12 protein-coding genes and 3 pseudogenes are annotated in these 12,675 nt (G+C 57.4%); 8 read left to right on the forward strand and 7 right to left on the reverse strand.

Annotated elements, in window-relative coordinates; genetic code table 11:
- Positions 1–45 precede the first annotated feature (45 nt).
- From GVL52_RS31010 to ccoN, 5 genes are read right to left on the reverse strand one after another with little or no spacing between them, the layout of a single operon-like run.
- Positions 46–231 (reverse strand): hypothetical protein, encoded by a 186-nt coding sequence (locus GVL52_RS31010; protein ID WP_244619295.1) that lies wholly within the window; start codon positions 229–231, stop codon positions 46–48.
- 11 nt (positions 232–242) lie between these two features.
- The gene (gene ccoP, locus GVL52_RS26455) at positions 243–1,106 is read right to left on the reverse strand and encodes a cytochrome-c oxidase, cbb3-type subunit III (protein WP_160012396.1); all 864 of its coding nucleotides are present in this window, start codon (positions 1,104–1,106) and stop codon (positions 243–245) included.
- A 1-nt stretch (position 1,107) separates the two neighbouring features.
- Positions 1,108–1,260 (reverse strand): cbb3-type cytochrome c oxidase subunit 3, encoded by a 153-nt coding sequence (locus tag GVL52_RS26460; RefSeq protein WP_160012397.1) that lies wholly within the window; start codon positions 1,258–1,260, stop codon positions 1,108–1,110.
- A 9-nt stretch (positions 1,261–1,269) separates the two neighbouring features.
- A complete protein-coding gene (ccoO, locus tag GVL52_RS26465) occupies positions 1,270–2,004 on the reverse strand; it encodes a cytochrome-c oxidase, cbb3-type subunit II (protein ID WP_160012398.1) in 735 nt (244 codons plus the stop codon).
- Positions 2,005–2,012: 8 nt separating this feature from the next.
- The gene (gene ccoN / locus GVL52_RS26470; RefSeq protein ID WP_160012399.1) at positions 2,013–3,635 is read right to left on the reverse strand and encodes a cytochrome-c oxidase, cbb3-type subunit I; all 1,623 of its coding nucleotides are present in this window, start codon (positions 3,633–3,635) and stop codon (positions 2,013–2,015) included.
- Positions 3,636–3,869: 234 nt separating this feature from the next.
- Between ccoN and GVL52_RS26475 the strand changes: the two genes are divergently transcribed.
- The 8 genes and pseudogenes from GVL52_RS26475 to GVL52_RS26510 all read left to right on the forward strand — a co-directional run.
- Positions 3,870–4,595 (forward strand): Crp/Fnr family transcriptional regulator, encoded by a 726-nt coding sequence (locus GVL52_RS26475; RefSeq protein ID WP_160012400.1) that lies wholly within the window; start codon positions 3,870–3,872, stop codon positions 4,593–4,595.
- Positions 4,596–4,609: 14 nt separating this feature from the next.
- Complete coding sequence (locus tag GVL52_RS26480) at positions 4,610–6,532, forward strand: PAS domain-containing sensor histidine kinase (protein ID WP_160012401.1); 1,923 nt, start codon at positions 4,610–4,612, stop codon at positions 6,530–6,532.
- A gap of 99 nt (positions 6,533–6,631) precedes the next feature.
- Positions 6,632–6,937 carry a hypothetical protein gene (locus tag GVL52_RS26485; RefSeq protein ID WP_160012402.1) on the forward strand — a complete coding sequence of 102 codons (306 nt, stop codon included), beginning with the start codon at positions 6,632–6,634 and terminating at the stop codon, positions 6,935–6,937.
- Between the two features lie 623 nt (positions 6,938–7,560).
- Positions 7,561–8,310, forward strand: coding sequence for a YoaK family protein (locus GVL52_RS26490; RefSeq protein ID WP_160012403.1), 750 nt, complete (start codon positions 7,561–7,563; stop codon positions 8,308–8,310).
- Between the two features lie 168 nt (positions 8,311–8,478).
- On the forward strand, positions 8,479–8,922 hold the full coding sequence (locus tag GVL52_RS26495; RefSeq protein ID WP_065691366.1) for a pseudoazurin: 444 nt from the start codon (positions 8,479–8,481) through the stop codon (positions 8,920–8,922).
- Positions 8,923–8,976: 54 nt separating this feature from the next.
- Positions 8,977–9,504 carry a YcnI family protein gene (locus tag GVL52_RS26500; protein WP_160012404.1) on the forward strand — a complete coding sequence of 176 codons (528 nt, stop codon included), beginning with the start codon at positions 8,977–8,979 and terminating at the stop codon, positions 9,502–9,504.
- Between the two features lie 53 nt (positions 9,505–9,557).
- Positions 9,558–11,186 carry a copper resistance protein CopC gene (locus tag GVL52_RS26505; RefSeq protein ID WP_244619294.1) on the forward strand — a complete coding sequence of 543 codons (1,629 nt, stop codon included), beginning with the start codon at positions 9,558–9,560 and terminating at the stop codon, positions 11,184–11,186.
- A gap of 446 nt (positions 11,187–11,632) precedes the next feature.
- A pseudogene (locus GVL52_RS26510) lies at positions 11,633–11,884 on the forward strand (transposase); the annotation flags it as partial.
- 249 nt (positions 11,885–12,133) lie between these two features.
- Here the strand turns inward: GVL52_RS26510 and GVL52_RS26515 are convergent.
- Together GVL52_RS26515 and GVL52_RS26520 are read right to left on the reverse strand one after the other, a co-directional pair.
- Positions 12,134–12,544, reverse strand: a pseudogene (locus tag GVL52_RS26515) (IS110 family transposase); the annotation flags it as partial.
- Positions 12,545–12,561: 17 nt separating this feature from the next.
- A pseudogene (locus GVL52_RS26520) lies at positions 12,562–12,675 on the reverse strand (IS5/IS1182 family transposase); the annotation flags it as partial.

Genomic DNA, 12,675 nt, shown 5'->3' on the forward strand with positions numbered 1-12,675 from the left:
AGGACTGCGGGGGAGACTTCCGCTGGTACGCCCTCGGAAACCGTTTTATCGGCTTGTCGTCGATTGGTCTTTGAGCGAAATCAAAGATACCATCGAACTGCCGATTTTTTCGGAGTCTTCGCTCTCGCGCTCCGGAACGACCGCCTTAGCCCTCACAGAAACTCGCGAATGAATGACGGAACGCGGAGTACCGTATAGAGCCAGAAGCGGATCATGATCGTGGGTAGTCATATTGTAGCGCCTCATTGGCCACCTCCAAGGGAATGTACGAAGACAGTCAGTTCCTTGACTGTAGTGTCACCTAGGCGTCCGGCCCAGGCGGGCATCACTCCGTGTTTTGGCGAGGCCACCTGCCTAACGATGGCGTCCTCGCCCTTGGCCTTTAGCCAGATTGCGTCTGCGAGATTGGGGGCGCCCATCTCGATTTTGCCTTTCGCGTCTTCTCCGTGGCAGGCGGCGCAATTGTCCAGAAAGATCTGTTTCCCCGCCTGAGCCAGGGCCGGATCGGATGGCGTGTTCGTCAAACTCCAGACATAGGCAGCAACCTGCTTGGTCTGCGTCGCATCTAGCGTATCGGCGAACGCGGGCATCTCCGACACATGGGTATCAGTGTCGGTATCAAAACGGATGCCGTGTGCGATCGTCGTCTGGATCGATTGCAAGTCGCCGCCCCATAGCCAGTCATCATCGTTAAGATTCGGAAAGCCCGGCCCGCCGCTCGCGCCGGAACCGTGGCATGGAGCGCAGTTGTTCTTGAACGCGGAAGCGCCGCCAGCGATCGCGAATTCACGGAGCGTCGCATCGGCATCGATTTCTTCGACAGTTTTTGCGGCAATCATCTCATGGAATTTCGCCTGGCCAGCCTTCGCCTGATCGAGGTCCTGTTGCAACTCGGCGCGCGTCGAATATCCCAGATATCCTTTCGTGGCGGAGGTGATCATCGGGATCGCCGGATAGGCGATGGCATAGCCTACGGCCCAGAGGATGGTGACGTAGAAGGTCCAAACCCACCACCTAGGCATCGGATTGTTGAGCTCGCGGATACCGTCCCACTCGTGTCCCGTCGTTTCGACGCCGCTGAGGTCGTCAATATGTTTATCGGCCATCTCAATCGTCCTTCAAGGGTATGTCAGCGGCCTCCTTGGCCGTCTGCTTACTGCCGGGCCGGAGTGTGAACGCGACGGCGCAGACAAAGAACGCTGCCATCGCCAGAAGCCCCCAACTGTCGGCGAAGTGCCGCATTGCCGTGTATGTCTCCATGGGATCACCTCACCGGTAGCCGGTCGCATCGTCGTAGGTCGAGAAATCGACCAGCGTGCCGAGCATCTGCAGATAGGCGACGAGAGCGTCCATTTCGGAGAGCTTTTGCGGATCGCCGTCGAAATCGCCAATTTTGGCCTTGGGATAGCGAGCGAGCAAAGCAGTCGTATCGGCATTTGGGTCGGCCTGTGCCTTCATGTCCGCCTCGGCATTGGCGAGCATGTCGTCGTTATAAGGCACGCCGACATCCTCGTTGGCCTTCAGGTCCATGCCAACGTCCTTCACGGTGACGTCCTGGTCCTTCAAGAAGGCGTATTTAGGCATGATCGATTCCGGCACCACGGCTCTCGGATCGGAGAGGTGCTGAACGTGCCACTCGTTCGAATAGCGGCCGCCGACGCGGGCCAGATCGGGCCCGGTGCGCTTCGAGCCCCATTGGAACGGGTGGTCGTACATGGATTCCGCAGCCAGAGAGTAATGGCCGTAACGCTCCACTTCGTCCCTGAACGGCCGGATCATCTGGCTGTGGCAAAGATAGCACCCTTCGCGGATGTAGATGTTGCGTCCCGCCAGTTCGAGAGGCGTGTAGGGACGCATCCCTTCGACCTTCTCGATGGTGTTCTGGAGATAGAACAGCGGCGCGATCTCGACGATGCCGCCGATGCTGACCACGAGCAGCGAGCCAACCAGCAGCAAGGTCGCGTTCTTTTCGAGGATCTTATGTTTGTCTAGTATCGATGCCATGTCTCACCTCACTCGGCAGGCTGTGCTTGGGGCGCGTAAGCGGTCGGGATAGAGGCCTCGTCGCGAAGGCGTCCGCGGATGGTCATGAAGACGTTCCAGGCCATGACGAGCCCGCCCGCCAGGTAGAGCGTGCCACCCAGTGTGCGCAGCACGTAGTAGGGGAACATCGCCGAGACGGTTTCTGCGAAGGAATAGACCAGGAAGCCCTGCGAATTGTATTCGCGCCACATCAGACCCTGCTGAATGCCGGCCACCCACAGAACTGCGGCGTAGACGACGATACCGAGGGTCGCGAGCCAGAAGTGCCAGTTGACCATGCGGAGGCTGTAGAGCCGCTCGCGTCCCCAGAGCTTAGGCGTCAGATAATAGATCGCACCGAATGTGATCATGCCGACCCAACCGAGCGCACCGGAATGAACGTGACCGATGGTCCATTCTGTATAGTGGCTCAGCGAATTGACTGTTTTTACCGACATCATTGGGCCTTCGAATGTCGACATCCCGTAGAAGGCGATGGCGACGATCATCATGCGGATGATCGGATCGGTGCGAATCTTGTCCCAGGCGCCCGAAAGCGTCATCAGGCCGTTGATCATCCCGCCCCAGGACGGCATCCACAGCATGATCGAGAAGACCATGCCGAGCGTCTGGGCCCAGTCCGGCAGCGCGGTGTAGTGCAGGTGATGCGGACCGGCCCAGATGTACATAAAGATCAGGGCCCAGAAGTGGATAATCGACAGACGGTACGAATAGACAGGGCGGTTCGCCTGCTTCGGCACGAAGTAGTACATCATGCCGAGGAAGCCGGCGGTCAGGAAGAAGCCGACGGCGTTATGGCCGTACCACCATTGCGTCAGCGCATCCTGGACGCCCGAGAACACCGAATAGCTCTTCGAACCCAGAAACGAGACCGGGACTGCCAGGTTGTTCACCACATGCAGCATGGCGATCGTCACGATGAAGCCGAGATAGAACCAGTTCGCGACGTAGATGTGCGGTTCCTTGCGCTTCAGGATCGTGCCGAGATAGACCACAAGATAGGCGACCCAGACGATCGTGAGCCAAATATCCACATACCATTCGGGCTCGGCATATTCGCGCGCCTGGGTGATGCCGAGCACATAGCCGGTGGCCGCCATAACGATGAACAACTGGTAGCCCCAGAACACAAACCAGGCAAGGCTACCGCCAAAAAGACGAGCGTGGCAGGTGCGCTGGACCACGTAGAAGGACGTCATGATCAACGCGTTGCCGCCGAATGCGAAGATGACTGCCGAGGTGTGGACTGGGCGCAAGCGGCCGAAATTGAGGTAGGGCGCGAGATCGAGGTCGGGGAAAGCAAGTTGTGCGGCGATGATGACGCCGACAAGGAAGCCGACGACACCCCATCCCACAGTAGCGATCAGGCCGTAACGGATGACTTCGTCAAAATAACCCGAAGCCTCTACCTTGAGCACTCGCCCCCCCGGCGCAAAATCAATGCGCCGAACCAACAGGATCGTGGCCGCCGTTAGGCAAAAACAGAGAATGCCCATATGGATCGCAAAGAGGTGATCGTGGGCAAGGCCGGCGGCGACGACGGCCAAGAACGCGGCCACCGCGACCAATATTGTTTCGATTGTGTAATTCATCACCTAGTCCCCATGCGCAATGGCCGGAAACGACCGGCTTGCTCGTACTATCAAGGTACGACTGTCATGCGGATCGGGATTGCTCCTTGATCTATATCAACGAAGTCGCACAAACGAGCGCGGGCGTGGACGCTGTCACAAACTATTACAAACAAGCACCAAATCGCACGCTCCGCTCATCGTGGTGTGACTCGGAGAGGTTCTAATGTGTTCACTCAACGAGGGGACACCATCATGCTGATGCAGGGCAAAAACGCTTTCACAAATGCACAACTGACCAACCATTCGGTTGCAGCCCGACCCTTGTCTTCGGTTTTTCATGGCAGCCCCCTCGAGACGATCGCCACGGGCGAAGCTCTCTGCTGGGAAGGAGACGATGCTACGCACCTGTTTCAGGTGGTCGAAGGCGTAGTTCGCCTTCATCGCATCATTGGCGAAGGTCGCAGGGTTATTACGGCTTTTCACTTCGCCGGTGACGTTATTGGGGCAGCGCTTGTGAATTCCTTCACTTTTACCGCCGAAGCTGTCACCGAATGCAAGATCCGTCGTCTCTCCCGCCGCGGTTTTCAGCAGGAAATCTCGCGTTGCGACGAAATTCGCCCGGCCTACATCGACCTTCTGTGCCGCGAGAACGCTGCAGCCAACGACCAGATGGTGCTCCTTTCCAAGAAGAACGCCGAGGAGCGCCTCTGCAGCTTCATTTTAAAGCTCGCCTCGCGACCCGGGTTGCAACGCCAGAATCTACTCCGCGTGCCGATGAACCGGCAGGACATAGCGGACTATCTTGGCCTGACGATCGAGACGGTATCTCGCACAATCACGAAGCTCGCTGCACGCGAAGTCGTCGTCGCCGAAGGACGCCACGACCTCAAGATCGTCAGCATGGACAAACTGGTTCGTCTTTGCGGCGGAACGGATGATTTTTCCGATAAAACCTGCCATAGGGTCATTGTACACTGATCTTAGGAACAGCCATGCCCCATCGCCTCATATCTCCCCGCACGGCGTCTCCGCAGGAGCTTGACGCGATTGTGCACGTGCTTGATGGCGCGGACATTATCGTACACCGTCTGGAAGGCGCGATCACCCACTGGTCGATCGGCTGCGAGAACATGTACGGCTGGACGCGTGAGGAGGCCGTTGGAGAACCTGTTTTCGATCTTCTCGCGACGCGTTATTCGGCTCCGCGAGAAGAAATCCTGGCTCAGTTAAAGTCACGCGGCTTCTGGCAGGGCGAGGTCGTTCATCGTCATAAGAACGGTCACGACCTAGACGTCGCTTCTCGTTGCGTTCTTGTGAAGCTGCCAGACGGGGAGATGGCCGTCATTCAGACCAACAGCGACGTCAGCGCTCTGAAGACAGCGGAACGCGCTATCAAGTCCCGTGAGGCTCATTTAAGTTCGATCCTCGATACCGTTCCAGACGCGATGGTTGTCATCGACCAAAAGGGCACTGTGATGTCCTTCAGCAAGGCTGCCGAACAACTTTTCGGGATGGTCGCGGAGCAGATCTGCGGAAAGAACGTCAGCAACCTGATGCCGAATCCTTATCGCGACGCTCACGACGGCTACATCGACCACTATCTCGACACCGGTGAGAAGAGAATTATTGGCTACGGTCGTGTGGTTACCGGACAGCGCGCCGATGGTTCGAACTTTCCGATGGAACTTCACGTCGGCGAAGCAACAGCGAATGGTGAACGTATCTTCACCGGCTTCGTCCGCGATCTTACGAGCCGCCTCAAGATCGAGGAAGATCTGCGCCAGGCGCAGAAGATGGAAGCTGTCGGACAGTTGACAGGCGGATTAGCGCACGACTTCAACAATCTTCTGACCGTGATCAGCGGCAATCTGGAGATGGTCGAGGACAAATTGCCTGACGGTTCCCTCCGCGACATGCTGCGTGAAGCGCAGGACGCCGCGGCCGACGGCGCCAAGCTAACAGGCCAACTGTTAGCCTTTGGAAGACGACAACCACTTAGCCCTAAAGAGGTGGAGCTTGGCGGCCTCGTGACCAGTTTCTCTGATCTGCTGCGACGCACGCTCGGAGAAGATATCAAGCTGACCACCGTTATCACCGGCTCGCACTTCGAAGCGCTCGTCGACGGCTCGCAGCTTCAGAACGCCATCCTAAACATCGCGCTCAATGCCCGCGACGCCATGCCCAAGGGGGGGAGCTTGACGACTGAGGTTTCCCGCGTGCGTCTGGACGCCGATTACGCCAAGATGTACCCGGAAGTCCGCAGTGGACATTTCATACTAATATCGATGACGGACACCGGTTGTGGGATGACCGAAGAGGTCAAAAAGCGCGCGATCGAGCCCTTCTTCACGACGAAGGATGTCGGATCCGGAACGGGCCTTGGGCTCAGCATGGTTTACGGCTTTGTTAAGCAATCTGGCGGCCATCTGCAGATATACAGCGAGCTCAGACATGGCACGACCATCCGCATCTACTTGCCCGCACTCGCCGAAACAAGACCGGCGCCGGCCTTGCCAGCGGAGACAACCGAGGTTCCGCACCCCGGAGGAACCGAGCTAGTACTTGTGGTGGAGGACGATCCGCGAGTCAGGAAGGTTGCGGTAGCAAGATTGCGACACATGGGCTACCACGTCCTGGAGGCCGACAGCGGGCGCAAGGCCTTGGAAGTCCTTGCGGACCATCCCGACGTCGCCCTACTGTTCTCCGACATAGTTATGCCCGGCGGAATGACTGGGGACGAGATGGCAACCGAAGCGATCAAGCAGCGTCCCGAGTTGCGCGTGCTTTTTACATCAGGCTATTCAGAACCCACCCTGGCGTCAAAAGACTTCATCCCTGGCGCTGAGTGGCTTCGCAAGCCCTATACCGCGAGGGACCTTGCATTAAAACTCCGCGAGCTACTCGACCGGGCCTGAAGCACGAAAAGCATCGCTCCCAGGTTCTACCGAAGACTTTAGCAGGCTGTTAACTAGGGGTTCCGAGGAACATCTCTCGCGGCCAAAAGGAATCTCGACATGCAATCCCATTCAAGCTCGACCGCCGACGTTTCCTATGAACAGCTTGCAAAGCGGATCGAGGTACTAGAGGAGCGAATGCGCGCTCACTTCAGCGTAATCGCAATTCTAGGGGCGGCCGCGGAATCTCCAAAGAAGCTTCTAGAAATGCTGTCCGTCTATCGAGACCGGCACATTAGTAACGAGGTTCAGCAGACGGCCCCAATTTGGTCTGACGTCGTGATCGCCAATGAGGTAAGCGCGATCATGAGCATCATCACGGCCCAACACGCCGGCCTCCGCGTGATCAATGGCGGAACTGCCTAGCAGGCGTTCCGTTGTTGTTGCAAATCCGACATCCATGGATATGAGTTGGTGTCAGCCATTGCTACGGATATGCATCACGATAGTTTGAATGAGGCAGAGCTCATCGCCAGTTGAGCGGCATCGGTGTTGTGGTTGACTGCGAGACTGATGAAAGCCCGGTTTGATAGGATGAAGGAGTGTGGTCCGTCAGCTCTGCGCGGTTGCGTTTATCCCTGGCGGCCTCTCGTTCCGGCCCAAGGACGTGCCGAGCCCAGCTGGAGGTACATGTTGATCAAGCGCACAGCAAACCGCCAACCATTGTCATGACGCCTCGTGGAGAGGCAATCATGGACGCTTTTCCGACGCGATCGCGGCGTACGTCAGACGCGCATCAGGCAAATGTGCGTGAGATGACGGAATTTGGGAGACGGTATGAACGACGCTGGACGGATTGCACAAGGCTCGAACTGAATTTTCTCGTGAGCACGTGAGCTCATACGCCTCAACGTGTTCAAAGAGGCCGCTTTTCTGTATCCATCTCCCCGCCGTGCCAGGACACGCTGCGCCATTCTTTGTCACGCTACGATATAGGGGAATCACATGCATCGTGAACTCGCAGCCGTTGATCTGCTCGGGGCGCAATTATGCTGATCAGCCAAGGGACGGCGCGTAACGAACGCATAAATCTGAAGCTCGCCTGTTGGCTGGCGCTAATCGCTGGCGCGCTCAATGCGGCAGCGTTCTATGCCGTAGGCTTCTTTTCCGCCAATATGACGGGAAACGTCTCGGCACTTTCCGATCATTTGGCAACGCAGCAGTGGGGACCAGGTTTCTTCTTTCTCTCGATCGTTATCACCTTCATTTTCGGCGCGTCCGTATCCACGCTGCTGATCAATGCTGGTCGTCGGCGGGGCATCGCCGGGATTTACGCGTATAGCATTCTCGTTGAAGCTGTTTTCCTTGCCATACTGGGGACCGCCGACATCTGGCTGTTCACCACCTGGCAGGCACCGATGCTAACGCTCGGCCTTGCGTTTCTGATGGGACTACAGAACGCCACAGTGACTAGGATTTCCGATGCGCGAGTGCGTACAACGCATGTGTCCGGCATGGCAACTGACATTGGCATCGAACTCGGTGTCGCCTTCGACATCATTCGCGGAAGAGAGCCCAATAGCCACGCAGCAGAAAATCGTTCCCGACTTAAGCTCCACTTCTGGACAATCGCAGCGTTCCTGGTAGGCGGCATTCTCGGCGTAATCGTCTTCCGCTTGATCGGCAGCTACCTTTTGCTCGCATGCGCCGCATTGCTGTTTCTTATCGCCGCCGACGGATTGCGGCGGGGCCGCAGCTCTTTCGCGACCACCGCGAGCCGCCGCGTTCGAAAGAGGTAGCATAGCTGGTCACGCTGGGCACGAAGGGCACGCAAAGTGAAGCGGTCGACACTCACGAAATTTTCATTTCTTTCGCGCGAAATTTGACGCTGGTCAAAGAGCGGAGACTTCGTATCGCATACTACTCCTCTCGAGGCCAAGGTTGGCCCCTTACCACAGGAGAATGCAATGCGTTTCAATATCGGCCTGATCACTGCAACTGCGGTTCTGATCGCATCGGCTGCGCCGCTGATGGCCGCCGACCATGAAGTTCACATGCTCAACAAGGGCGCAGATGGCGTGATGGTTTTCGAGCCCGGCTTCGTCAAGGTCGCTCCTGGCGACACCGTCACCTTCATCCCGACCGACAAGAGCCACAACGTGGAGACCTACAAGGGGCTGATCCCGGAAGGCGCGGCTGATTTCAAGTCCAAGCCGAGCGAACAGTATCAGGCCAAGTTCGACGTCCCCGGCGCCTACGTCGTTAAATGCACGCCGCATGCTGGCATGGGCATGGTCGCACTGATCCAGGTGGGCGATGCACCGGCCAATCTCGACGCAATCAAGACAGCGAAGGTGCCGAATCCGGTTCGCAAGCGCCTCGACGCCGATCTCGCACAAGTCACACAGTAAATCGTAAGGCCGATGGCGGCCTCCCCAAGGGGCCGCCCCGCCAAGGAGACATTCATGTTGAAGCATGCCTCGATCGCAGTAGTCGCCGCCCTTTTCACCGTCGGGACTGCTTACGCACACGCCACTCTCGAGCAGACGCAGGCTAATCCCGGCAAGGCCTATAAGGCTGTCGTGCGCATTGGACACGGCTGCGAAGGCAAGCCGACAATTAAGGTTCGAATCAAGGTCCCCGAGGGCCTGCTCTCCGCGAAGCCGATGCCCAAGGCGGGCTGGACGATTGAAAAGATCAAGGGATCCTATGCCAAGACGTACGAGCTCTGGGGCGAAGCCGTCAAAGATGGGACGACCGAGATTGTATTCTCGGGCAACAGTCTGCCTGACGACGAATACGACGAATTCGTATTCCGAGGGACGGTGGCCAAGGAACTTCCCGTTGGCACCCGCGTCTACGTCCCCATCGTTCAGGAGTGCACCGATGGTGCCGCCGAACGCTGGATAGAAATTCCTGCCGCGGGAAAAACCTCTGACGATTATGAAACTCCGGCGCCGTTCTTCGACGTCGTCGAGCAGCCCCGATCCTGAAAAAGGGAATGCCGCTCATGTGGCCTATCGCACGTGCGTGGGCGGCCCTTCCCATGCAAGCAGCAGTCCTGATGGTCCTGCTGCTTTCAGTCCTGTTTCCCCCACGCGCAGACGCTCACGCGGTTCTCGTCAATTCCTCTCCCGCCAACAACCAGGTAGTCGATCAAGCTCCGGCGGAGATCCTTCTCCACTTCAACGAGCCCGTCAAAATTGTCCGCGCGAGCGCCCGGCTCGCTAACGAAAAAAGCGTTGAACTCGAATCTTCGGGCGGAGGCGCGGACATTTCGCTTCGTCTTCCGTCGATTAACCGCGGTACAGTGATCGCCAGCTATCGCGTCGTGTCTGAGGATGGTCATCCCGTCGGTGGCACTGTTGTTTTCCACGTCGGAGCGGCTTCAGCAGCTCTCGCTGGCCCGTCCGAGGCACCTTCGTTCGGCCTGGATACGGTCATCTGGTTCGTTCACGTCGCGTCGATACTCCTCATGGCGCACGTCGTCGGCGGAAGGCTGTTCTCCGCGCTCTTCAATCCTTCGGACCCTGCCGTAAGACGACCGATGACCATGGTCTCAGTGGGCTTCGTTCTTTTAGCTTCGAGTCTCTATCTCCAAGGGCTCGACGAGATTGGCGCGGGCTTCACGTTCGCCGGCGCAACGACGCTGTCGACCGCCATTGGCAGCAATGTTGCAGTTGCCAGCGGATTATTTTCGCTTGCCCTCCTTCTTGCCATTCTGCCCCCATTCAGAACCCGGTCGCTCACTGTGTCGACTGCAGTAATCGCCATGATGGTTGCGTCGGCAGCATTCACATTCACCGGGCACAGCGCACTTGCCACCCCCCCATGGCTGGCGAAGACCTGCATCTTTTTCCACGGCGGAATACTTCTGTTCTGGATCGGGAGTCTACCGCCGCTTTGGCGTTTAAGCCGCCATCCCGCTCGGCAGATGTCCCTAAAAGCCTTTTCCGCAGCAATACCAGCTCCGTTCGTCGCGATGCTGATCGCTGGCCTTACTCTCGCTGCCCTTGAGCTTCCCGGCCTGGGTTCGATACTGGATTCGATGTACGGCCGCGTGCTTGTCGTCAAGATCGGCCTGGTAGCGTTACTGTGCGTTCTCGCTGCCTATAATCGGTTCTGGCTGACCGGCCCGGCCATACAGGGGGATGTCACGGCGTGCGGGCGACTTCGAGCGAGCATATCGGCAGAAATTGTGGTTGCTGTCGCCATTGTAGGCGCCGCCTCTCTGTGGCGCTTCGCAGGCCCTGACCAGTTCCAGTACGCTCCTCTGCACCCTGTCTCGATCCACATTCATACCGACAAAGCTATGGCCCAATTCGAATTGAAGCCAAAATCCCAGGATGCCGCGAGCGTGCATGTCACGATCCTCGCATCTGACTTCGCACCGATGCGTCCTAGGGCCGTCACCCTACGCCTTTGGAACCCGGCTGCAGGCGTCGAAGCCATAAAGTACGAGCTAGCTAAAGCCGAGAATGGTGGATGGGAGGCTGAGGATGTCCCTTTCCGCAGCCCCAACGGATGGAAGGTCGACGTCCAGGTGCTTATCGACGACTTTACCACTGCGCACCTCGAGGCGAATCTTGACGAGTCGGTGGACTCTAATGGTGTGGCCGCAGAAACAACGCTTTCCGATGACGCCGAATCTCCATCATCTCGCAATGCAAGATAAGTCCGATAAGATGAATAACCGTTTACTGTTTGTTTTCTCCGTCCTTGACAAGGGCGACGAGCGAACCTTTGTAACAGACGAGGTCCGGCTCCTTGGCGATAGCCTTGTGGCGCTCGTGGGCAAGACCTCGCAGTCCTTCATGATGGACACCGTCATCGACTTTGTCCTCGTGGACCTCGCTACCGATCGAACGTTATCCGCTGCACCTCATCGTCGATGCGAGCCTCCGCGATCGCGTAAGTGCCAACACCCATCAGATTTGTGATCGCACGCGCAATTGTTGCCGCAACTGCTCCGCTGTCGGATATCTCCGACTTAAGGTTGGGTTCGCGACCTTTGGGCAGGCGATCTGCACCTTTACGACCGTGGCCGGCTGGTAATCCCCCCGCAAATTAACGGGCTTCAAAAGTAGAATTTTCTCGGGCTTTATGATCGAGGAGATTTTGATGAAGACGAGCAGATTTAGCGAACCCCAAATCCTTGCCATCCTTCGCCAGGCGGAAGGGGGCGTCCCAGTCCCCGAGCTTTGCCGGGAACATGGAATGAGCACGGCGTCCTTTTACAAATGGCGATCCAAATACGGCGGCATGGACGCGTCGATGATCAGCCAGATGAAGGCTCTGGAGGATGAGAACCGTCGGCTGAAGAAGATGTATGCCGAGATGAGCATGCAGGCAGAACTGCTGAAGGAAGCTTTGGGAAAAATGTATGGTCCGCCTCGTCCGTGCAAGGGTTCGCGATATCGTAAATGACGATTCCAGTTGCATAAATGTATCCGGCCTCTCGCGAGTGGGCTGCTGTTGCAGCCAGGCCATGATGAGATCCGCACACGCCGTTCCCAATAAATGACACGGGCACATAGCCCATTTTTTTACCCAGGGCTTACGGCATGTTGATCCACTGTTTCGTCATCACTATTCCCGAGCCTTGCAATCGTGCCCTGAGCGTCAGGTGAATGCAGGGTCTCTGCGTTCGTAGAGCGCTCCAGGCTTGGTCAGGACGACCCAGACGATCCGGGCCATTTTAGCGGCAAGTGCGACGACAGCTTTGTTGGGATGCATCCTAGCCTGAAGGCCATCCAGCCATTTACCCAATCGGTCTCTTGTTCGGTCGAGGTGCCGAAAGCATGATCGAGCACCATGCACGAGAAGTTTGCGTACATAGCGGTTTCCACGCTTGCTGATGCCGAGAAGCTTTTGCTTTCCACCGGTTGAGTATTCTCGAGGGACAAGACCCAACCAGGCAGCCAGGTCGCGGGCTTTACGGAACTGCTGTCCACTGCCAACCGCTGCAAGAAGTGCGGTGGCTCCCAAGGCTCCAATGCCAGGAATTGTCATGAGCCGCCGAGCCACATCCTCTCGACTAGGCCGTAGACTCATAACGATCTGATCCAAATTCTTGCCGCTGCTAGTTTGACGGCAGCGAGAAAGTTTGCCGGGTCTTTGTCGTATCGGGTTGCGATGCCTCTGAACTGTTTGATTTTGCTGAA

It is taken from the genome of Rhizobium sp. 18055 (assembly GCF_902706285.1).
GTDB lineage: Bacteria > Pseudomonadota > Alphaproteobacteria > Rhizobiales > Rhizobiaceae > Rhizobium.